Origin of the sequence: Allobacillus halotolerans (assembly GCF_018967645.1) — a bacterium.
In the GTDB taxonomy this organism is placed as follows: Bacteria; Bacillota; Bacilli; order Bacillales; family Alkalibacillaceae; genus Allobacillus; species Allobacillus halotolerans.
This window is the reverse complement of record NZ_JAHLZF010000016.1, coordinates 37,697-58,709: the sequence shown is the minus strand read 5'-3', so window position 1 is coordinate 58,709 and position 21,013 is coordinate 37,697. Positions and strand designations below refer to the sequence as shown.

Genomic DNA, 21,013 nt, shown 5'->3' with positions numbered 1-21,013 from the left:
GTTAACCGTTCAAAAAGCAGCGCAGATCGTTCAAAGAAAGTGGTTAACCGTTCAAAAGGTAGCGCAGACTGTTCAAAGAGTATTGCTGACCATTCAAAGCATAGCGCTGACCACTCAAGAGGACGCTTCATCAACGCTCACGGAAAGTGTCTATCAACTTAAACATAGCATCTTTTGCTCCAAGAAACGCCTTCCCACCTAATAAATCTTCCGAAAATTACTTTTCCTTTTGACGAAATCAGCTATACTAGATAAAGAGAATTTTACGTCCGGATACAGATTGTCATGATCGTATTTTTTGATGTTAAGAAGTAGGTGCTTTTTATGAAACGAATCTTACTTTATTGGATGCTCCCTTTGGGTTGGGCAGCAGTCATTTTCTATACATCCTCCATGCCGTCGAGTGACCAAGATATCAAACCGGCTTTGAGCTTTCTGGCAATTGCCGAAACCTTTGAGCCAGTTTTGCGCTTGATTGAATTTCAATACTATGGAGAAATCCGTAGTGTTGAAGCGAACGGACTCTTGCCATTCACAGAATTCCTCATCCGAAAGCTCGCTCATTTCGGTGTCTATTTTGTATTGGCTATATTGATGTTTTTTGCCTTGCAAAAAACGACCTCATTGAAGTTAATCTTTAGCCTCGCGTTCGCATGGATGCTCACCGTTCATTTCGCGATTGTCGACGAATTGAATCAAAGCTTCACACCAGAGCGAACACCCTATTATTTTGATGTCGCGATTGATAGCGTCGGCGCGTTGGCCGGATTGTTGTTATGTGGCTTGTTTGTTTGGTGGAAGGAGCGGAAAGGTAGGTAGCTGGCTGCCTCATGAGCAGATCTAGCTGCCCGACCAGCGCGTGCAACCGCTCGACGAAGGCGTGCAACCGCCCGACGAACGCGTGCAACCGCCCGACAAACGCGTGGAACCGCTCGACAAACGCGCGGAACCGCTCGACAAACGCGCGGAACCGCTCGACAAACGCGTGCAACCGCCTGATAAACGCATGCAACCGCTCGACGGAGGGTTCCAGCCACCCGACTACAGACTAGAAACCACTCAACTAACTATGTTTCCTCCCTTGCTTAACAGCTAGTTTCGACTATAATTTTAAGTAGAAGATTAAAAAGGAGAGATTATTATATTGTCCACGATCAAAGCACCTCACAATGTGCCACCCCATGTTCTTATGCTCCAAGCACTTTATCATCGACTCCCACAAAGCCACGACCAATTCGCATACATCGAGAAAAAAGTACAGAATGAACTCGCCGGTTTATATGGTGAAAGTAGATTGCTATATCCACTCAGTAAATTTCCAATCCCAAAAGTGAGTATGCCGAACATTCGACTTTTCATCGATTCAAGTTATTTTCAAATTGATCATCTTATTCTGACATCAAAATTTCTGCTTATATTAGAATCAAAGTATTATAGTGCTGACCTGACTTTCGATCAAGTAGCACATCAGGTCGTTCAACGTATAGATGAAGAATATAGAGTTTATGATGATCCTGTTCTTCAAGTTGAGGAGCAAGCATATCAACTTTCCAATTGGTTTAATGCTAATGGATTTCCAGAACTTCCAATTGAATCATTTGTCGTTATGACTAACCCACGAACCAGATTGCGAATTGATGCTACGAATAATCACCACGCTGAAAAAGTCGTATCACTGCAACGCCTACCTTCCTTATTCCGTGAATTAAATGCTAAATATGAAAAAAATATCATTTCTCCAAGAATTCTTAGTGAACTTTCCCAAAAATTGATCCAACAACATAAACCGTATTTACCGAATATTTTAGAAAAGAACCGAGTATCAGAAAATGAATTGTTAAGAGGAGTCTATTGTTTACAATGTGGAAAATTAGGAATGAAAATGATTCAGAAGCGATGGCGATGCCCATGTGGCTATCGAGATCGGACGGCTCATGAAAATTCTTTGAAGGATTATTTTTTGTTGATAAGTAATGAAATCAGTAATCGAGAGTTTCGTGAATTTACTGGCTTAGAATCTAGACACACTGCAAGAGATATTCTTAGGAGGAATTCTAGTGAGTTAGTCGGGAAAACGAATGTTATTAAACATAGATTGTCGTATGATTATAAAACTGACTTCAACTATTTAAATATAATTACAAAGTTCTTGCAAACTAGAAGAAAAAATAGATGAATATATTTAACCAAGTGAGCTAGCCGCCCGACGAACGCATGCAACCACCCGACGAACGCGTGCAGCCGCTCGACAAACGCGTACAACCGCTCGACGAACGTGTGCAACCGCTCGACGAACGTGTGCAGCCGCTCGACAAACGCGTACAACCGCTCGACGAACGATTTCAACCGCTCGACGAGGCAGTGCAACCGCTCAATAAACGGCTCCAACCGCTCGACAAACGGCGTGTAGCCGCTCGACGAGGCAGTGCAGCCGCTCGACAAACGATTCCAACCGCTCGACGAGGCAGTGTAGCCGCTCGACAAACGGCTCTAACCGCTCGACAAAGGCACGCGCCTCACGCGCCCGCCCGACTGAACAAAAAAACAACCCCCGAACCGCACGGAGGTTGTTCAATTAGCTATTAAAACATTTCCTTATTTCGTAGTTTGATAATTTGCCAAATGTGGCTGACGATGACCTTTCCGACGGCGTATGCTGGAACAGCGACAATCATCGCTACGATCCCACCGATACTTCCGGCAAATAGTAGCAGGAAGATAATCGTGATCGGGTGAACATCTAATTTTTTACCCATGACCTGAGGTGAGATCAAGTTGCTTTCGATTTGTTGGATAATGACAATCATGACGACAACGAGTAACGCTGTGACCGGTGATTCAAAAAATCCAACGATAACACCAGGTGCTGTACCGATCCAAGGACCGATAAACGGAATGAAGTTTGTAAATAAGGCAGTCAGTCCGAGAATCAGTGCGTACGGTAAACCTAATATTAAATATCCGATATAAGCAAGAGCACCAACAAAACATGCGACGATGACTTGTCCTTGAATGTATGAACTCAATGCTTCATCCATATTATCAAGAATTTCTTCGGTGTCATCACGATACTTTTTCGGCAAAAAGCCGATTAATCGTTTCGGTAGTCGTTCGCCATCTTTCAATAGATAAAAAAGAACAAAAGGTACAACGATTAAAATGACGATGGTGCTCGCAATCATGCCGACATAGTCTGTAATATGGCTCGCGACGGTAGATAAGATTTCAGTCAATCGACTTTCTAATCCTGTTAACCATTGTGTAATTGAATCTTCTTCTGGTGCGACTGCCTGAAACCATCTACTATCCTGAATATTCAAAAGCAATTGATTCGTATCATTAATCAGATCTGGAATGTTATTCACGAAGTTATTGAACTGCCTTTGAATCTCAGGTGCACCAAGAACAATTAGTCCGGCGATTAGTCCGATGCCAGATAAATACATAATCACAACAGCGAGCGGTCTTGGAATTTTCTTGGAAAGGAAGTCGACAATTGGTCGTGTCAGATAATATAAAATACCTGCAATAATAATCGGGGTAAACAAAGTCCGTACTAAAACGAAGATTGGTTCAAAAACAAATTGGACTTTCTTTGCCAATAGTAAAATTAATAAAACTATGATAATTCCATAGCCGATTCGGAACCATTTTCCTTTTGGCACAACATCACCATCTCTCTCACTTTTTTGCTAGTTTTATTGTAATACAGCCACGGGTTCCTGTCTAAATATAATAAACAAATCTTAAGAAAATGAAACATTACGTGATATAATGAGCAAGAGATAAGGAGGCTACAGTATGGAACGCCGACCGAAAAAGGACTTTAGTGAATCAATGATGAAACCGCTGTGGAAGGCACCATGGTTTTGGCTGATTATTGTTGCGTTATTTGCCTTGACTCTACCGATCTATGAAGATGAGGAAAAACAAATTCCTGAGGATATCAATGACTCCTTTTATTATTCCGCGCGGGATGCCTACCAAGATTTTATGGATGGTTGGCTTGATCGCCAAGTACCTGAAGATTCCGTCTCTGTTGAGTGGACAACCTATCATTATGAACAAATCCAATCAGGAACCGAGACAACCTCTGATCGCGAACCGCTATCTTCGTCTGAAGAAGAGGTCATTGAATTGCTCCATACGATGCTTACGGAACTAGAAAATTATGAAGAAGCCTGGTCGAACGATCAAGCTTATGAGCGAGAGCCTTTTTTCTCCACTGCCAGTGAGGTAGCCAATAAATTGAATATTGAAACCGAAGATGCAAACATAGCGGAATAATCGTCACAGATTCATTCCGCTTCCCCAGCCGTAAACAATTCACCGGCTTTTTCCATTACCCGTTCAACGAGTTTCTTTTTGGCTTGTTCATATTTACTTGTGTATTTTTTCTCCAACCGTTTTCCTTCATCAATATCCGTATTTTCTTTCAGCTCTGTTAAAAATTCATCAAAACGATTGTCGATCTCCTCTTCGAATTCACGTGCTTTCTTTTCATATTTAAAAAACAACATACTTTGTGACAGAGCATTTTCTTGATCTGCCAGGTCATCTTTAAATTCATCTGCCAGTTCTTTGATCTCCGTTAAGGTTTGTTGATGTAACTGTTCAAATTTTATATCGTATGATGAAATTTCATTCGGCTCTTTGATGGCTGCTACAGGTGAGTCTGTTTCATGAGATTCTTTTGTCCGTTCTTGGGCAACTTGTGGCATAGGTTCTTCCGTGATTTCCATAGAATCAATATCGGTTGTTTGAAATGTTTCTACCGCTTCTGGAAATCGGTCGATCCACTCGGCGACAGATGAAGATTCCATATAAGAATAAAACCGAATGCCGTTAGTAACAACTATGTATAAAAGAGATAGGATGAACAAAAGGAATATTTTCTTCACGAACTTCATGTAATCACCTAGCTTTCTACACCATTATCGACTAAAAAAAGCCAGCTTATACGGTATGAAACGATAATTTTTTTCGGAAATTCCGCTGTATGATACGAAAACTTATCGTATTTCAGTGAGAGAAAAATATAAATAATCAATTTTCACTTATTGCTATTTATTCCTTCCTTTAACTAGCTCTTAGACCAATCGAACAAAATAGTTAAAAAATTTAATGATACAATACATATCGGATTATAAAAATGCTATTCGGGTATAGTTATTACATTGATATAAATAGAAGGAGTCCGTTGTTTTGAGTAGAGAAAAGAGAATGAACACTGAAAAGAGAGAAACATTAGATCGTACGTTGAAACCTCATTGGGTGTGGGCGATCGCACTCGGTTCCTCGATTGGTTGGGGTTCTTTCGTCATGCCGGCCACATGGATGGGACAAGCGGGACCTGCCGGAGTCATTATTGGCCTTGGGATTGGCGCCTTATTGATGGCTATCATCGCCATTAGTTATGGTGTGTTGATCCGCAACTTCCCTGTTTCTGGGGGTGAATTTGCATACGCCTTTTTAGGATTAAACCGTACCCACGCGTTTATCAGTGGATGGTTTTTGACCTTAGGTTATATATGTATCGTGGCGTTGAATGCAACGGCTTTCGCCTTAATGTTAAAGTTCATTTTTCCAGATTTCATTCAGCAAGGCAAGCTATATGAAGTTGCTGGCTGGGAGGTTTATATAACGGAAATTGTGATTGTTTCTACCTTGATTTTACTGTTTGCTGTCATGAATATCCGTGGCTCTAGCTTATCTGGACGAATGCAATTCTTTTTCTGTCTATTGCTCATCCTCGCTGTTGTGACCGTTTCCTCGTTTATGGTCGGCAGCCCGGAAACGTCACTGGATAATCTATCACCAGCTTTCGCACCTGACATTTCAACCATCGGAGCGATCTTGACGATTGTTGCGATTGCACCGTTTGCCTATGTCGGCTTCGATAACGTACCGCAAGCGGCTGAAGAATTTAATTTTTCATCGAAAAAAGCGTTAACCTTGATCATGTTGGCTGTTATTTTTGCATGGGTGATCTACACGTTGATGATTGCCGCAACCGCTGTCGCAACCCCTTGGATTGGAACGTCTGAAGCGGGTTATTTATGGGGAACTGGTACGGTGGTTCAAGAAATACTCGGTACGTGGGGACTTGTCGTTTTGGCCATCGGGTTATCCATGGGGATATTTACTGGACTGAATGGATTCATGATCAGTTCCAGCCGTGTATTATTCGCAATGTCCCGCGGCAAGGTTCTTCCAAGCGCGTTTTCTCGCTTGCATAAAAAACATAACACACCGTATTGGGGCATTATTTTTACGGCGATCGTCGTCTTGATCGCTCCTTTCTTTGGGCGTAATGTCCTCGGCTGGGTTGTTGATATGTCATCCGTCGGTGTATCAATCGCTTATTTCTATACTTGTTTTACGGCTTATAAAATCTTGCGGTGGAAAGACGACGGTGAAGTCGATACAGCACGTGAAATCGTCTCGCCAGGGAAAAAATTCATTGCCATGCTCGGCATGATTTCATCGATTGGATTTTTACTCTTGCTATTAGTACCAGGATCGCCTGCTGTACTCGGAAAAGAATCCTTTATCGCTTTAGGTATTTGGATAGTTGTCGGCCTAGTTTTCTATTTAGTAAAACGAAAAGATTTAATGAGCTACAAACGGAAAGACTTGGCTTACTTCATCTTAGGTAAAGATCAGTTCAACTTAAAAGATTCGAAAGATGAAGAAAAGGAATTTACGGACGGCGCGGTATAAATGGATTTATAAGGAAGCGGGGCTAGGACATAATTAAAAATTCACTCTTTAATACGAACAATATATTTGAATCATCGTCCACCGCTTCGGAAAAACACTACGCTTTCACCCACAGGGCATAAGGCGACATCTGCGATAAATCGCAGTGTCTTCTATACCGCGGGCGCTGTTGAGCCTCCTCGTACTACCGTACTGCGGGGTCTCACCTAGGCTTTTCATCCCGACGCCCAGGACGGGCTAGTGTCAACGTTGGCCACAGGACGTGGCCGCATTTAGTTGACCGCAGGAGTCTTCATGTTTTTCCTACGCTAATACAAAATCCGAAACGATTCGTATATTTATGAATCATTGTTCGGATTTCTCTTTAACTAAATATCATTTGTCCCAACCTCACTATATCGTATAAATAGAAATAGTGGCAAGATCATCCGTCGATGATCTTACCCACTAATCTTAGTATGTTTTTATTATTTGAACAGTTGATCGGCAACGTTCTCTTTACAAATTGAGCTAGAAAGCCGTGTTTTAGCGCTTGTAATAGAGGGTAGAGTACCATTTTTGCTTGCTACCTATGAATAGAACGCTTCTAATCGAAGGTAGAGCACCAATTTTCCGTGCTACCTTAGAATAGAACGCTTCTAATCGAAGGTAGTGCACAATTTATCCGTGCTATCATTGAATTTACTTCAACTTTTGTGGTCGGCTCACAATCTTTTTCATGCTTGAACGCTTACGTTCATTTCCACTTCTTCAACAATAAAAAGGCACTGACCGAAGTCAGTGCCTTTCTTTCTTGATAACAGTCTTATCTTACCGCCTCAAATGCATTCAAATGGCCATTGCCAAACTTTTTCTTTTCGTTGCCTTTCACTTTCTCAACGCCTTTTTTGAATAGGATCTTTTTCACTTGATTTGGCTTCAATTCACCATTATGCTGGTCGATAATCAAAGCAGCAACTGCAGATGCTTTTGGCGTTGCCATGGAAGTACCGACGCTGAAGTAGTAACCGGAACCTTCTGAGTCCGCACTCATTGTGAATTCATTGTAGTGCATATTATTGGCTAAGTATTCATCGAGACGGCCTTCAGCTTCGTACTGATCGTATAGGCGTGTGTCACCACCGACCGTAGCTAGGTCAACAAATCCAGCGCCGTAGTTTGAATAAACAGCTAATTGATCGTTTGGTCCTGTTGCAGAAACGTTGATGATTCCTGCATAATCAGCTGGAGCAATTTTCGCCGTTCCACGTAATTGAACATTTTCGCCAAGGCTTTCGTTGATGAATTCAACGACTTGTTTGTTGTTTCGTGCATCCAATCCGTCGTTTCCAGCTGAAGTGACGACGACTGCACCTTTGCTTTCAACATATTTAAGCGCCCGTTTATAAGCGACCATATCTGCGCTGTTGTTTCCTGCGTTCTCCCATTTGCCTGTTTCAGGATTCTTTTCGAAAACTTGTCCGAGATAATCAAAGCCACCAAGGCTCATGGAAAGGACATCCGATCCGTCATCTGCTGCCTGTACCATTGCGGATAAGATCCATGGAGTTTCAGCAGAGCCGAGTCCGAATACACGATAAGCGCGTAGTCCTAGATCAGGACCGACACCTAGCATGTTTCCATTACCGGCAATGTGGCCAGAAACGTGACTTCCATGTCCGTGAAGGTCTTGAACTTGACTTACATCACCAGTTTCCCAAGGTTCTGTGCCACGGAAACCACCGGCAGGGACAAAGTTTTTAGATCCTTCAACGATATTTGGAGCTAAGTCAGGGTGCTGCAAGTTAATTCCTGTATCGAGTACAGCGACGACAGTGTCGTGAGAACCTGTATGAACGTCATAACTTTTCCCGTTTTCTGTAATTCGCTGAACATCCCACTGAAGCGGCCACATGGCAGCTTGTCCAGGGTCTGCAGCTTCTAATTGCGCGTCAATTTCTTGCTGAGACATTTTTACTTTTTCTGTTTTTTCTAATTCCCATTCCAATGAAGGGGAAGCGGCTGCGACACTATTCAATTGGTTTAAGTCCTTTACTTGGCTCGGTGTACCTTTTACTTGGTAATAGCCTAATTCAGGTACTTCATAGACAACCTCTGCACCCGTATCTTTCAAATCCTGCTTAAATTGTTTAACCTGCTTGCTGTTGTTCAAGACGACAGAGTAGTATTCCTCAGACTCTTGAGCAGATAGTGCAGAAACCGAGAAGATCAGTACAAATAAAAGAATGGATAGTGAAACGAGTTTCTTCATTTAATTCCTCCTTGGAAAATTTAGTAACATTTAATAGTATAACGGAAAAGAGTTTGAATTTATTGAGTATTTAGAATCAAAATTTGTAAGATAAAAAATACCTAGAATAGTTTGAAAATTACATGAATAATTGTCTGATGAGATGTCTATCGGATTCGTTCAAATGAAGTTGTTCAATATTGATATAGCTAAAAACCGCGATAGAACAGCTGTTTACGGTTTTGAAAGCGTATGCTTATAAAAAAAGGTTTAAGAACTAATCTTAGTTCTTATTACCTATGTTTAAAAAATCCTTTAAAATAGAAAATTAATTATAATAGTTATAAACAAACATTAATTATAATAACATGAACAAAAATATAACTATCATTGTATTTTAACAATCATTTTTTATTTTATTTCTCAATAAGTCATGTATTGTAAAGCGCATCCACCTGTATTACAATAGAGTTAACCTCGATCATAAGGTTTTATTTAGACGCTATCTTTTTGCCACCGACATCCGTGTTGGTGGTCTTTTTTTTGCATAAAAAAACCTCCCGAACGGAAGGTTTTAAAAACTTTGCAGGTTTTTGTTAAATTTCATGTTTTTCAAGAATTAACTACCTGAATTGTTTATTTCTTTCTGTTCTGTCGAATCGGCCACTGAAGTCGGAAGATCTAGATGTTCTCTTAAATCTTTCTGGATCGTTTCAACACTTTCATTTTCCAACTCGAAGTAATACACACCATTCTTCATTAGGTTATTTCCATCCAATTGCTTTTTATCCATTTGGACTCCATTCATATCCGTTATATAACTGTGAAGGCTAACCATTTCATTAAACGGCATATTCGTTGTTAAATGATTGCTGATGTCTTCGATCAAGTCGCCGTACTTTGTAATATTGGAAATGGACATCGTTTCTTTCAAGATGGTATCCAACAATTCCATTTGACGTTGACCGCGCATCAAGTCGTTATCATATTTCCGCGTTCGGGCAATCGCAAGAGCTTCTTCACCGGTCAATTGTTGTTCGCCAGGCTGTAAAACGATGGAACCTTTCTCGTCCTGACTATTGGATTCTTCCATATAGTACGGAACGTCAAACGGTATGCCGCCCAATGTATCAACAACTTTGACGAATGCTTCGAAGTCCAAGCGCACATAATAGTCGACTGGAACATCGAGTAAGCCTTCGACCGTATCGACGGTTTCATCCAATCCGGCTTTCGCATGGACGTGGGTAATTTTGTCCTTTTCAGTTCGGTACGGCACATCCACGTAGGAATCTCTCGGAATACTTACTAGATTAATCGAGTTTTCTTTCTTATTAAACGTCGCTAACACGAGTGCGTCTGCCAAGCTGGAAGATCCTTCACGCGCATCACTATCATCAACACCAATAAATAAAATCGATACGTTATCTTTACTTGGATCAACTTTTTCTTCACGCTTTTCCGATTTATCGCCGCGTTCCAGTTTTTGCTGCGAGGCGTCTACCGCTTTTTCTGCCTCTTGATAGATTGAATGACCATATACAAAGATTCCTGCCAGACTAATAAATAGGACGACAAGCAATCCAATCATTATTTTTGTTCGTTTTCTCATTCGTCGAAATCCTCTCTTATTCGTTTAATGACACATCTACTTCCATATGACGTTCGTTACCGACAGAAAGTTTCACTTGAGCGTTGGTAAAATCTGTCATCCACTGCTGAAATGATTCCGTTTCAGCAATAGGAACATAGACATGGAACTTCACGCGATCAGCATAATCGATCGTATCAATCAAATGCTCTTGGTTCCGTAGTTCATTTTCTACTTTGCCGAGTAAATGATAGTCAGCTTCAATGATGATCTCTTTCATCAATGACCGTCTGACGACTCCAACATGCTTAATGGCTTCAGACGTAGCGCTGGAGTAAGCGCGGATCAAGCCGCCTGCCCCTAACTTAATGCCACCAAAATAACGCGTAACGACGACACATGTATCCTTTAAATCCATCTTTTTCAATACTTCGAGCATCGGGATACCAGCTGTGCCGCTTGGTTCGCCGTCATCATTCGCTTTTTGGGTCAGATTTTGTTCTCCAATCATATATGCTGAGCAATTGTGGGTCGCTTGGTAATGCTTCTTTTTAATTTGCTGGATGAATTGTTGTGCTTCTTCTGCAGTTTCTGTTCGTTTGACATAACCGATAAATCGGGATTTTTGGATGACGATTTCATGCTCACCCTCATCCTTAATCGTTAAATAGCTTTCTAGCATAGTTAAGCCTCCTAAGCTTATAGTATATAAAATTGGACAAAAAACGGCAATGTATTGGACAAGAAAATGCAAATTAGCAAAAAAATCATGGATTTCTATTAAAAAATATCAAAAGTAACGGTATAATAATAAATAGAATAGTAATTTTAACCAATGCATCGGAAAATATAATAGGAGAAACAAATAATATCATCAAAACAGTAATTGTTTATACGGAAGCAAGCACTTTTCAACAGAAAAAGGATCGTTCTGAAAGACGAACATTAAACGTATAGTAAAGGATTTGTTAGCGAACTGTAAAGGCGAATGGGTATGAACTATGATATGATGGTGAGTAATTTAAGGTTGACCACATAAAGGTTAAATGATTTGAATAACCCCCCAAAATCAACTTTTGTACGACGAAAGTTATAGGTAAAACGGAGGTCTACTGAATGTCGACTGTGCAGGATTCCGAAAAAGCATTGGATCAGATCATCAATGAAATGGTTGATGTGGTCAGCAATAGTAAAAATGAAATTTTCTCGTTAGGTGAAGAAGCACGTAAACAACAACAGGCCTTGGAACGAGAATTGACGAACATTAAACAAGAGGTAAAAAATCTAATTGATGAAAACGATCAACTGGAACGAAAATTAAAGCTTTCCCGACTGCGTTTATCTGAGGTCAGCAAATACTTCGATCGATATAGTGAAGAAGAAGTTCGCGAAGTGTACAACCATACACATAGCCTGCAGACACAAATTGTTTTGCAACGGCAAAAAGAAGAAGGATTGATCAAACGCCGTGAGGAACTTGAACAACGCATACGGTCATTGGGAACCAGTATTCAACGATCTGAAAATTTAATGAGTAAAACGAATGTTATCTTAAACTACTTAATGACAGATTTTAAAGAAATTAATGAAACGATCCAATCGGCGAAAGATAGCCAAGAATTCGGATTGAAGATCATTGATGCACAAGAAGAAGAGCGGCGAAGCCTTTCACGTGAAATGCACGATGGACCGGCACAAATGCTTGCAAATGTGATGATTCGCTCAGAAATCGTCGGAAAAACGTTCCGTGAGCGAGGGCTTGAACAAGGAATGAGCGAAGTCAAAACGATGAAAGAAATGGTGCGAAAAGCATTATACGAAGTGCGGCGGATCATTTATGATCTCCGGCCAATGGCATTGGATGATCTCGGCTTGGTTCCGACCCTACGAAAGTATATTGCAACGACCGAAGAGTATCATCAAGTCCGAATTGAGTTTGTTATCCGCGGTAAAGAGGAGCGATTCAATCAGCAATTCGAAACCGCCGCATTCCGTTTGATTCAAGAAGCCTTGCAAAATGCACTGAAGCATGGGGAACCCCGTGTGATTCGAGTGATTTACGAAAATACACCAGAAAAATTGAATTTGCATATTATCGATGACGGAAAAGGATTCAATCCAGCAGAAAAAAAAGAAGATTCGTTTGGGTTGATCGGCATGAGGGAAAGGATTGATATTCTCCGAGGTGAGTTATCGATCGATTCCAGTCTAGGTAAGGGAACCCGTGTGAAAATTTCTATTCCGCATCAATCAATGTAACACAGTGACACGTAGCGTAGATTGTTGTATCTGAAAGTGTGATGCAGTAAAAAAATAGAGAAAAAACGTTACGGCCCTTTTAATTTTTCATAGAATACCGATAGTTATACTAGAGATGTTTTATAAAAACAGATAGACATAAGTAAGCTTATTTTTATGGATTGCCGATCTTATTGTAGGTTGCACAAAAACAAATATGAACCGAAGCTTATACCCAGTAATCGAAGTAGCACTTTTAGGAGGTAAGTTAATGACGAGTATCGTCTTGATTGATGACCATAAATTATTTCGAGAAGGAATAAAGCGAATCTTGGAATTTGAAGATGACTTCCGAGTGGTGGCAGAAGGAAACGATGGAACTGAAGCTTTGGATCTCGTTTCGAAATATCGCCCGGATGTTGTCATTATGGATATTAATATGCCAAATATAAACGGTGTAGAGGCCACCCAGCAATTAATTGACCGCTTCCCGGATGTCCGAGTAATTATTTTGTCTATTCATGATGATGAGTCTTACGTGGTCCACGCATTGAAAACCGGTGCACTCGGCTACATGTTAAAGGAGATGGATACAGATGAACTCGTCAATGCGATCAAAATCGTGAGCGAAGGCGGGTCCTATGTACATCCAAAAGTGACACATAATCTATTGAAAGACTACCACCGTCTATCTTCACGAGAAGGTGAAGGGTTTACCCACGTGGAATACCGAAAACCACTTCACTTATTGACAAGAAGAGAATGTGAAGTACTGCAGCTCATGACCGACGGAAGAAGCAACCGGTCGATATCAGAAGACCTTTATATCAGTGAGAAGACGGTCAAAAACCACGTCTCGAATATTTTACAAAAAATGAGTGTGAACGACCGAACCCAAGCCGTCGTCACGGCCATTAAGAATGGATGGGTCGAAGTGAACTAATTTTCATTATGGAAGAAACCGCGCGTAGACCGCGGTTTCTTTTTGGATATGTGAGTAGGAGCAACCGCTCGATGAATGTGTGCAACCACTCGACAAGCGTGTGTAACCGCTCGACAAACACGTGCAACCGCTCGACAAACGCGTGGAGCCGCTCAACAAGTGCGCGCAACCGCTCGACAAGTGCGTGGAACTGCTCGACAAACGTGTGTAACCGCTCGACAAACGCGTGGAACCGCTCGACAAGCGTGTGTAACCGCTCGACGAACGCGTGTAACCGCTCGACGAACGCGTGTAACCGCTCGACGAACGCGTGTAACCGCTCGACGAACGCGTGTAACCGCTCGATGAACGCGTGTAGCCGCCCGACCAAACAGCAATCCGCTCAACATCATGCACTAATCCTTACATCATCATAAGCAAAGTAAGCGATTTCTAAAATGACAGTGCATAAATTAGAAGAGTATAGTAAAATATTTGCTATAGAGGAGGTCTTAAGATGAAAACGGCAGTGTTAACGGACAGTACCGCATACATACCCGATCATTTAATAGAAGAAAAAAATATTTATGTTGCGCCACTTAGCGTAACATTTGGACAAGATACTTATCGTGAATTTTATGACATAACAACTGAGGAATTTTATGAAAAAGTAAAGGCTGAAAAAGATTTGCCAAAAACATCTCAACCGTCTGTCAGTGAGTTTACGACGAAATATGAAGAAATCGCGAAGGAGCACGATGCGGTGATCTCGGTCCATCTTTCCAGTGGCATCAGTGGGACGTATCAAGCTGCTGTGTCCGCCGGTAGCATGATTGAGGGCGTCGATGTCTATCCATTCGACTCGGAAATCAGTGCTTTGGCTCAAGGATTTTATGTGTTGCGAGCGGCCGATCTGGCAGCGGAAGGAAAGACGCCTGAAGAGATTTTGCAAGAGCTTCGTACGATGAAGGAAAACATGAATGCTTATTTCATGGTCGATGATTTGAGTCATTTGGCACGCGGTGGCCGGTTGACAGGTGCACAAGCGATGATTGGAAGTCTGCTTCAAGTGAAACCACTTCTCTATTTTAAAGATAAGCAAATCGTTCCGTTTGAAAAAATTCGCACGAGCAAAAAAGCATTTAAGCGAATGGAAAATCTGTTGAAGGAAACGGCGGACGATGCGGAAGAAGTGAAGGCCGCCATTATTCATGCCCAACGAGAGGATACAGCGAAAAGATGGCGAGACGAGTTGTCTGAAAAGTATCCGAATGTCGAATTTGAGATTAGCTACTTCGGCCCGGTGATCGGCACTCACCTAGGTGAAGGCGCGATTGGTATTACATGGTATAAAGTAAGGTAAAAAAGAGAGAACATCCTGCGAGAGCCCTGTAAGCTCGCAGGAAATCTCTTTTGATCCATTCAAGATCCCCACTACATAACCCCATCCCAATAAGGAGGCACATTGATGAACGCCAATCCTTGGTCCCCTCGTTTTTCAGGAAAACGGTTACTGAAAAATGAACTCAATCTCTCTGAATCTGTTTTCAAAGGCTTGCTAGAGAAAGGCTACTTAATAGAAATTCCTGGTATCCAAAAAGTCTTGTTTTATCATGAATGCCAACGATGCCATACCCGAAAACCATCCCATTTCGGAAAAATCCCCATGAAAACCATTCAATCTTTTTCACATCAAAATTCACCAACAATCAAGTCAATTACTTATTGCCGGAATTGCATACAAATGGGCAGAGTGAGCACAAATGAACCCCTTTATGAGTGGAATGGCCCTGTTGCCAAACCACGAAAAATCAAGCAACCATCCGTTTGGCGAGGCGAATTGACCAAACTGCAAAGCAAGGCGGCAGATGCGATGGTGGAGGCCATACGCAATCAATCAAAATTACTCATCCATGCGGTATGCGGCGCAGGAAAAACGGAGATGCTTTACCGCGGTTTATGGATCGCTTTTCGAAATGGTTTTCGCGTTTGTATTGCGACCCCACGTGCAGATGTCGTCCGGGAACTCGCCCCACGCTTGCGTCGAGATTTTCCGTCGATTGAAGTGGCAGCTCTGTATGGCGGCACACAAGAAGTCGATGTAACCGCACATTTAGTCGTCGCAACGACACATCAACTCCTTCGTTATTCGAAATCATTTGATGTCATGATCGTCGATGAAGTCGATGCATTTCCTTACCATCACGACAAATCGCTCCCGAAAGCCGTCGCCCGCTCCGTCAAGGATTCCCACGCACTCATTTACTTAACTGCAACCCCGCGCTTGGATTTAAAAATTGCTTCCCGACTGAAACAGCTACAAACCATATCCATTCCATTACGCTATCACGGCCATCCACTTCCGCTTCCGAAACTATCGCAAGTTTTCAAATTACATCAGCACCTACAACAAGGCACACTTCCGACTAAAATTACTCGCTGGATTGACGAGAGAAAATCAGCGAAAAGGCGATTTTTATTATTCGTCCCAACGATTGAAAATGCCCATGCCTTATCCGAAACCCTCGGCATCCCGTATGTTCACTCGGAAAGCTCGAATCGCGAGGAACTCATTCATCAATTTCGAAACCAGCACTACGAAGCATTGATTACAACGACGATTCTCGAGCGGGGGGTGACATTTCCGTCCATCGATGTCGCGGTCATCGGTGCGGACCATGAGGTTTTTGATGAAGCGGCACTCATTCAAATTGCCGGACGTGCGGGAAGAAGTGCGGATGACCCGGACGGTGATGTAACTTTCTTCTATAATGTCAAAACGAAAGCGATGGTGAAGGCGCGCCAATATACCGAGCTGAAAAATTTGGAAGGAAAGAAATTTAAAAAGGAGTCCAACTAAATGCACTGTAAAATTTGTATGCACTCGATTGAGAAAGACACGACTTGGTCCACGTTATTTGATTTTCGTGAGCGAACGCTCTGTCCGTCTTGTAACGAGCAACTGGAAACAATCCAAGAACCAACGTGCGAAAAATGCATGAAACAAACGGAAGAGAAGCTCTGTTCCGACTGCAAGTTTTGGGAGCAGTATTGGGGAAAGGATCCGCTCGACCGAAATGTATCCGTTTATACGTACAACGAATATATGAAAGAGACGATGGCGCGGTTTAAATACCGAGGGGATTATGAAATCGTCCACGCTTGGAAAGATTCCTTCCAGCAAACATTCAAAGAGCATTTCCCTAAAGAAAGTCATCTCTTACCCGTTCCGTTAGCAGAAAGCCGATTTCACGAACGCGGATTTAATCAAGCTGAAGCGTTGGCAAACTTAGTGGACCAACCATTATTTGCAGGTATGATTCGAATTGGACAAGAAAAGCAATCTAAAAAATCGAAGTGGGAACGACTTTTAGCAAGCAATCCATTCGAACTGACAGAAACACCACCAGAAAACATCGTCATAATCGATGATTTATTCACGACCGGTTCTACCGTACGGTTTGCTGCACAATTGATGAAAAAGGCTGGCGCCAAGCGTGTTTCGTCGCTCACATTGGTTAGAAGCTGATCCAACCGCAAAAATTCCTACCAATTCCTCTTTCAATTCACGAAAAAATACCGATATAATACGTAGTAGAATGAAAAGGATGATGAAGAATGGGCGAATTAGCGAACTGTCCAATGTGTGGCGAGCTCTTTTTAAAAGAAATACTAACGGTTTGTCGAAGCTGTTATGAAAAAGAAGAAGAACAGTTTGAGACGGTGTATAAATATATTCGGAAAAAGAAAAATCGTACCGCAACAGTTGATGAAGTAGCTGAAGCGACAGGCGTTAAAGAATCACTAATCCGAAAATGGGTCAAGGAGCGTCGCATTCATCGAGCAGACTTTCCGAATCTGACGTACTCGTGTGAGCGGTGCGGAGAACAAATCCACGAAGGAAAGCTGTGTGATTCTTGTAAGAATGAGCTTTATCATGATCTGCAAGCGAGCGACGAACCAACGATTGCTGATAAAATCAAAGAAGAAAAAAAGAACGATATCTATTATAATGTAACGAAGGACCGAACATGGCGGTCGTAATTGAAATTAAACTAATTCCAAAACATACCGATATAAAAGAGTAGAGAAACGTCGTAAATCGTGAAAGGGTGAGCCGGATGAAAATCAATCCATTGAACAATCCCAAAATTAATGCTTATAAACCACAAGTACAGCAGCAACAACAGACGCAGTCCAAAAACCAAGCCACTGACCAAGTTCAAATTTCAAAAGAAGCAAAACAGCTTCAACAGTCCAATCCGATTGTCGAGGCAAGGCAAAAGAAAGTTGAGAGTTTGAAGCAGGAAGTCCAAAACGGCACCTATCAGTTGGACCCAAAACAAACTGCTGAAAAAATGGTTGAATTTTGGAACGGTCGTTAAACCAACCATCTGAAGGAGGACAATCCTTTGTCTATTGAAAACCAAGTACAATTGCTAGAAAAAACATATCAACTGCATCAGAGTTTGCTGGAGATTTCGAAGCAAAAAGAGCAACTCATTAAAGACAATAACATCGATGGCATGCGTCAAGTACTCATGGACGAACGGAAGCACGTCAAAGCCATTCAGCAATTGGAAGAAAAACGAGTGATCGCGACGAGTGGATGGTTCCGAACGTATGCACCAGAAGCGGAAGAGCAAACGATCCAGCAAGTGATCGACCATTTGCAAAACAACGAAGAAAAAGAACAGCTTCAAGCGATCTATGAAAATTTCATCTATGTGTTGGCAGATTTAAAAAATCAAGAAAAACTGAACCGGGAGTTGATGGAACAATCGCTTCAGTTCGTCGAGTTATCGCTAGATTTGTTAAAGCCAAACCATGAGAAAAATATGAATTATGATAAAAAGCAAGTACAACAAAACAAAGCGAGTCAATCGGTTTTTGATTCGAAAGCTTAACGAATGAAAGTGAGGTTCGCTTATTATGCGATCAACCTTTTTTGGACTAGAAACAGCTCGACGTGCACTTTTTACACAACAAAGTGCACTACATACAACTTCTCATAACGTCGCGAATGCGAAGACGGAAGGATACTCACGGCAGCGGGTCAATTTTGAAGCGGAAACTCCATGGCCTGCAGGCGGCATGAATCGTCCAGAGCTACCTGGTCAAATGGGAACCGGTGTTAAAGCGGGTGATATTACACGAATTCGTGATAGCTTTTTAGATTTGCAATTCCGAAATGAAAATTCCAAGGCAGGTTATTGGGAATCGAAAGCTGAAGCATTGCGACGCATGGAAGATGTGATGAACGAGCCGAGCGATGAGGGCTTATCGAAAGTGATGAACCGATTCTGGTCATCGTTACAAGACGTGGCGACAAACCCGGAAGATGAAGGGGCGCGGAAAGTGGCAGCACAGCGAGCGGTTGCCGTTGCCGATACACTCAATTATTTACATAACACATTAAGTGGCGTTCAAGACGAAATCGACTATCAACTCGAAACCGAAGTCGATGAAGTGAATAGTCTGCTTCGTCAAATCAATGACTTGAACCAACAAATCGGTGAGGTTGAGCCGCATGGTTACTTACCGAATGATTTGTATGATCAACGGGATGTACTAATTGATCGCTTGTCCCAAAAGCTCGATATCGAAGTCGGAACAGAGCCAAGTGGTGGTAATGCAAAAGATATTGCAATGGGGAAAACTACCATTTCGTTTACACTCGCTGATGGTACAAAGCAGACACTCATTGGCAAAGATGGTGAGCTGAACGGATTAGCTGTCAATGGTGGTGAATTCTCTGTTGGTACGATGGATGAGGACGGAAAAGTTGCTGCTGGGGCAACATTTGAATTAACAGCTGTCGGTTCTTTACGTGGGTTAAAGGAATCAAGTGAGTTTTACGGCGAACAACTGACGGATTTGGATAAAATGGCTAATGCATTTAAAGAAGCCTTTAACACGCAACACACTCAAGGAACGGATTTAAACGGCGATGCCGGTGGTGACTTTTTCACTGGTAATGGCGCCGCTGACTTAGCCGTATCCGATGTAATTTTAAATGACGTGAGTAAAATCGCAGCCTCACTCGATGGTTTTCCCGGTAACGGCGACAATGCAATTAAACTTGCAAAAGTGAAGGACCAGCCGATTGCAGGTTTAGACGATCGCTCGGTTCAAGAATTTTATGAAGGAATGGTCGGGGAGCTCGGTGTTCAAGCACAAGAAGCGAACCGATTGAAAAATAATAGTGAAGTACTGAAGAATTCGGTGAACGCAAATCGTCAGTCTGTCAGTGGTGTTTCACTGGACGAAGAAATGTCGAATTTGATTCAATTCCAGCATGCGTATAATGCTGCAGCAAGAAGTATGACGGTCGTCGATGAAATGCTCGACCGAATCATTAACCAAATGGGTGTCGTCGGGAGGTAATGAATGATGCGAATTACACAGTCCATGATCAGTCAAAACATGCTGAAAAATATCAGCAATAGCTATTCACAGATTGATAAGTATATGGATCAATTGTCGACTGGGAAAAAGATTAATCGCCCTTCCGACGATCCAGTCGTTGCGATGCGTGGAGTAAGCCATCGAGACAGTTTAGGAAAAATCGAACAATACGAGCGCAACATTGCCGAAGTGAATAACTGGATGGACAATTCAGATGATGCGATGAATGAAGCGGGACAAGCACTTCATCGTGTGCGTGAATTGATTATTCAAGCGAGTAACGATACGTATGAAGAAAACCAGCGAAACAACATTAGCAAGGAAGTCGATCAGCTAAAAAAGCATTTAGTCGATATCGCCAACACAAAAGTAAATAACAAGTATATTTTTAACGGTACGAATACGACGGAAGCACGCTTTGATAAAGACGGTCAACTGATCAATGCGGCAGATACAAATAATAACGATGTCGAAATTGAACTAGCGGATGGAATTAAAGTTCGTTCGAACGTGAACCCAGCGAATGCGTTTCCGGCTGACTTGTTTTCAAAGCTGGATGAAGTTGTTGCTGAGTTGGAAAATCCAAATGCGAGTAACGCAACGATTGAGGGATATATCGAAGACATCGACGGATTTACGCAAAGCTTGACGAATGAACGTGCTGACTTAGGTGCACGCATGAACCGAGTGGAATTGATGGAGAGCCGAATCGCACAGCAACGTGTCGCGACAACTGACTTGATGTCTTCCAATGAAGATGCCGACATGGAAAAAGTCATTATGAATCTTGTGCAAGCAGAAAGCGTTCACCGAGCGGCACTTGGCGCAGGCTCACGAGTCATTCAACCGACATTACTTGATTTCTTACGTTAATAGATTACTGGATAAGCTATCTGTGTTT

The 21,013-nt window shown here is 42.0% G+C and carries 24 protein-coding genes; 15 read left to right on the top strand and 9 right to left on the bottom strand.

Annotation, left to right across the window (positions count from 1 at the left end; translation table 11 throughout):
- Together KQ486_RS10750 and KQ486_RS10745 are read left to right on the top strand one after the other, a co-directional pair.
- The coding region (locus KQ486_RS10750; protein WP_216687631.1) for a hypothetical protein at positions 1-202 on the top strand (202 nt) is incomplete at its 5' end.
- 122 nt (positions 203-324) lie between these two features.
- Positions 325-819 (top strand): VanZ family protein, encoded by a 495-nt coding sequence (locus KQ486_RS10745; protein WP_144163806.1) that lies wholly within the window; start codon positions 325-327, stop codon positions 817-819.
- A 21-nt stretch (positions 820-840) separates the two neighbouring features.
- Here KQ486_RS10745 and KQ486_RS14680 read toward each other — a convergent pair whose 3' ends face one another.
- Positions 841-1,008 carry a hypothetical protein gene (locus KQ486_RS14680; protein ID WP_144163805.1) on the bottom strand — a complete coding sequence of 56 codons (168 nt, stop codon included), beginning with the start codon at positions 1,006-1,008 and terminating at the stop codon, positions 841-843.
- Positions 1,009-1,144: 136 nt separating this feature from the next.
- Here KQ486_RS14680 and KQ486_RS10735 point away from each other — a divergent pair, with 136 nt between their 5' ends.
- Positions 1,145-2,176 carry a nuclease-related domain-containing protein gene (locus tag KQ486_RS10735; RefSeq protein WP_144163804.1) on the top strand — a complete coding sequence of 344 codons (1,032 nt, stop codon included), beginning with the start codon at positions 1,145-1,147 and terminating at the stop codon, positions 2,174-2,176.
- On the opposite strand, the gene KQ486_RS10730 is transcribed toward KQ486_RS10735, so the two are convergent.
- Genes KQ486_RS10730 through KQ486_RS10720 form a run of 3 tightly spaced genes read right to left on the bottom strand, consistent with a single transcriptional unit; the run spans position 2,125 to position 3,665 of the window.
- Positions 2,125-2,388 (bottom strand): hypothetical protein, encoded by a 264-nt coding sequence (locus KQ486_RS10730; RefSeq protein ID WP_216687630.1) that lies wholly within the window; start codon positions 2,386-2,388, stop codon positions 2,125-2,127. The genes KQ486_RS10735 and KQ486_RS10730 overlap by 52 nt on opposite strands.
- A complete protein-coding gene (locus KQ486_RS10725; protein ID WP_216687629.1) occupies positions 2,372-2,548 on the bottom strand; it encodes a hypothetical protein in 177 nt (58 codons plus the stop codon). The genes KQ486_RS10730 and KQ486_RS10725 overlap by 17 nt, the downstream gene beginning before the upstream one ends.
- Before the next feature lie 34 nt (positions 2,549-2,582).
- Complete coding sequence (locus tag KQ486_RS10720) at positions 2,583-3,665, bottom strand: AI-2E family transporter (RefSeq protein WP_216687628.1); 1,083 nt, start codon at positions 3,663-3,665, stop codon at positions 2,583-2,585.
- Positions 3,666-3,801: 136 nt separating this feature from the next.
- On the opposite strand from KQ486_RS10720, the gene KQ486_RS10715 reads away from it, so the two are divergent.
- Complete coding sequence (locus tag KQ486_RS10715) at positions 3,802-4,287, top strand: hypothetical protein (RefSeq protein WP_216687627.1); 486 nt, start codon at positions 3,802-3,804, stop codon at positions 4,285-4,287.
- Between the two features lie 11 nt (positions 4,288-4,298).
- Here KQ486_RS10715 and KQ486_RS10710 read toward each other — a convergent pair whose 3' ends face one another.
- Positions 4,299-4,901: a hypothetical protein gene (locus tag KQ486_RS10710; protein ID WP_216687626.1), complete on the bottom strand. Its 603-nt coding sequence runs from the start codon at positions 4,899-4,901 to the stop codon at positions 4,299-4,301.
- A gap of 322 nt (positions 4,902-5,223) precedes the next feature.
- Between KQ486_RS10710 and KQ486_RS10705 the strand changes: the two genes are divergently transcribed.
- Positions 5,224-6,723, top strand: a complete 1,500-nt coding sequence (locus KQ486_RS10705) for an APC family permease (RefSeq protein ID WP_216687633.1) — start codon at positions 5,224-5,226, stop codon at positions 6,721-6,723.
- An 805-nt stretch (positions 6,724-7,528) separates the two neighbouring features.
- Here the strand turns inward: KQ486_RS10705 and KQ486_RS10700 are convergent.
- The 3 genes from KQ486_RS10700 to KQ486_RS10690 all read right to left on the bottom strand — a co-directional run bounded on the left by KQ486_RS10700 (position 7,529) and on the right by KQ486_RS10690 (position 11,226).
- Positions 7,529-8,974, bottom strand: coding sequence for a S8 family peptidase (locus KQ486_RS10700; RefSeq protein ID WP_216687625.1), 1,446 nt, complete (start codon positions 8,972-8,974; stop codon positions 7,529-7,531).
- A gap of 598 nt (positions 8,975-9,572) precedes the next feature.
- Complete coding sequence (locus KQ486_RS10695) at positions 9,573-10,565, bottom strand: LCP family protein (protein WP_216687624.1); 993 nt, start codon at positions 10,563-10,565, stop codon at positions 9,573-9,575.
- A gap of 16 nt (positions 10,566-10,581) precedes the next feature.
- Positions 10,582-11,226, bottom strand: a complete 645-nt coding sequence (locus tag KQ486_RS10690) for a YigZ family protein (protein WP_216687623.1) — start codon at positions 11,224-11,226, stop codon at positions 10,582-10,584.
- A 434-nt stretch (positions 11,227-11,660) separates the two neighbouring features.
- On the opposite strand from KQ486_RS10690, the gene KQ486_RS10685 reads away from it, so the two are divergent.
- On the top strand, positions 11,661-12,803 hold the full coding sequence (locus tag KQ486_RS10685) for a sensor histidine kinase (RefSeq protein WP_216687622.1): 1,143 nt from the start codon (positions 11,661-11,663) through the stop codon (positions 12,801-12,803).
- A 250-nt stretch (positions 12,804-13,053) separates the two neighbouring features.
- Positions 13,054-13,725, top strand: coding sequence for a response regulator (locus KQ486_RS10680; protein WP_216687621.1), 672 nt, complete (start codon positions 13,054-13,056; stop codon positions 13,723-13,725).
- Here the strand turns inward: KQ486_RS10680 and KQ486_RS10675 are convergent.
- Positions 13,697-14,095 (bottom strand): hypothetical protein, encoded by a 399-nt coding sequence (locus KQ486_RS10675; protein WP_216687620.1) that lies wholly within the window; start codon positions 14,093-14,095, stop codon positions 13,697-13,699. The two genes, KQ486_RS10680 and KQ486_RS10675, sit on opposite strands and share 29 nt — an antisense overlap.
- 126 nt (positions 14,096-14,221) lie before the next feature.
- On the opposite strand from KQ486_RS10675, the gene KQ486_RS10670 reads away from it, so the two are divergent.
- The 8 genes from KQ486_RS10670 to flgL all read left to right on the top strand — a co-directional run bounded on the left by KQ486_RS10670 (position 14,222) and on the right by flgL (position 20,985).
- Positions 14,222-15,067: a DegV family protein gene (locus KQ486_RS10670; protein ID WP_216687619.1), complete on the top strand. Its 846-nt coding sequence runs from the start codon at positions 14,222-14,224 to the stop codon at positions 15,065-15,067.
- A 105-nt stretch (positions 15,068-15,172) separates the two neighbouring features.
- Entirely contained in the window at positions 15,173-16,564 is a 1,392-nt protein-coding gene (locus KQ486_RS10665) for an ATP-dependent helicase ComFA (protein WP_216687618.1), read from the top strand.
- Positions 16,565-17,233, top strand: coding sequence for a ComF family protein (locus tag KQ486_RS10660; RefSeq protein ID WP_216687617.1), 669 nt, complete (start codon positions 16,565-16,567; stop codon positions 17,231-17,233).
- A gap of 89 nt (positions 17,234-17,322) precedes the next feature.
- On the top strand, positions 17,323-17,748 hold the full coding sequence (locus KQ486_RS10655) for a TIGR03826 family flagellar region protein (RefSeq protein ID WP_216687616.1): 426 nt from the start codon (positions 17,323-17,325) through the stop codon (positions 17,746-17,748).
- 77 nt (positions 17,749-17,825) lie between these two features.
- Complete coding sequence (flgM, locus tag KQ486_RS10650; protein ID WP_216687615.1) at positions 17,826-18,089, top strand: flagellar biosynthesis anti-sigma factor FlgM; 264 nt, start codon at positions 17,826-17,828, stop codon at positions 18,087-18,089.
- 27 nt (positions 18,090-18,116) lie between these two features.
- Positions 18,117-18,611 carry a flagellar protein FlgN gene (locus KQ486_RS10645; protein ID WP_216687614.1) on the top strand — a complete coding sequence of 165 codons (495 nt, stop codon included), beginning with the start codon at positions 18,117-18,119 and terminating at the stop codon, positions 18,609-18,611.
- 25 nt (positions 18,612-18,636) lie between these two features.
- Complete coding sequence (flgK, locus tag KQ486_RS10640; RefSeq protein WP_216687613.1) at positions 18,637-20,091, top strand: flagellar hook-associated protein FlgK; 1,455 nt, start codon at positions 18,637-18,639, stop codon at positions 20,089-20,091.
- Between the two features lie 6 nt (positions 20,092-20,097).
- On the top strand, positions 20,098-20,985 hold the full coding sequence (flgL, locus tag KQ486_RS10635) for a flagellar hook-associated protein FlgL (protein ID WP_216687632.1): 888 nt from the start codon (positions 20,098-20,100) through the stop codon (positions 20,983-20,985).
- Positions 20,986-21,013: the final 28 nt, after the last annotated feature.

What these genes read in the sequence shown, in the direction of transcription:
- KQ486_RS10745 (WP_144163806.1), top strand. Translation starts at nt 325, where the DNA reads ATGAAACGAATCTTACTTTATTGGATGCTCCCTTTGGGTTGGGCAGCA.
- KQ486_RS14680 (WP_144163805.1), bottom strand. Translation starts at nt 1,008, where the DNA reads ATGCGTTTATCAGGCGGTTGCACGCGTTTGTCGAGCGGTTCCGCGCGT.
- KQ486_RS10715 (WP_216687627.1), top strand. Translation starts at nt 3,802, where the DNA reads ATGGAACGCCGACCGAAAAAGGACTTTAGTGAATCAATGATGAAACCG.
- KQ486_RS10705 (WP_216687633.1), top strand. Translation starts at nt 5,224, where the DNA reads ATGAACACTGAAAAGAGAGAAACATTAGATCGTACGTTGAAACCTCAT.
- KQ486_RS10700 (WP_216687625.1), bottom strand. Translation starts at nt 8,974, where the DNA reads ATGAAGAAACTCGTTTCACTATCCATTCTTTTATTTGTACTGATCTTC.
- KQ486_RS10695 (WP_216687624.1), bottom strand. Translation starts at nt 10,565, where the DNA reads ATGAGAAAACGAACAAAAATAATGATTGGATTGCTTGTCGTCCTATTT.
- KQ486_RS10690 (WP_216687623.1), bottom strand. Translation starts at nt 11,226, where the DNA reads ATGCTAGAAAGCTATTTAACGATTAAGGATGAGGGTGAGCATGAAATC.
- KQ486_RS10685 (WP_216687622.1), top strand. Translation starts at nt 11,661, where the DNA reads ATGTCGACTGTGCAGGATTCCGAAAAAGCATTGGATCAGATCATCAAT.
- KQ486_RS10680 (WP_216687621.1), top strand. Translation starts at nt 13,054, where the DNA reads ATGACGAGTATCGTCTTGATTGATGACCATAAATTATTTCGAGAAGGA.
- KQ486_RS10670 (WP_216687619.1), top strand. Translation starts at nt 14,222, where the DNA reads ATGAAAACGGCAGTGTTAACGGACAGTACCGCATACATACCCGATCAT.
- KQ486_RS10665 (WP_216687618.1), top strand. Translation starts at nt 15,173, where the DNA reads ATGAACGCCAATCCTTGGTCCCCTCGTTTTTCAGGAAAACGGTTACTG.
- KQ486_RS10660 (WP_216687617.1), top strand. Translation starts at nt 16,565, where the DNA reads ATGCACTGTAAAATTTGTATGCACTCGATTGAGAAAGACACGACTTGG.
- KQ486_RS10655 (WP_216687616.1), top strand. Translation starts at nt 17,323, where the DNA reads ATGGGCGAATTAGCGAACTGTCCAATGTGTGGCGAGCTCTTTTTAAAA.
- flgM (WP_216687615.1), top strand. Translation starts at nt 17,826, where the DNA reads ATGAAAATCAATCCATTGAACAATCCCAAAATTAATGCTTATAAACCA.
- flgK (WP_216687613.1), top strand. Translation starts at nt 18,637, where the DNA reads ATGCGATCAACCTTTTTTGGACTAGAAACAGCTCGACGTGCACTTTTT.
- flgL (WP_216687632.1), top strand. Translation starts at nt 20,098, where the DNA reads ATGCGAATTACACAGTCCATGATCAGTCAAAACATGCTGAAAAATATC.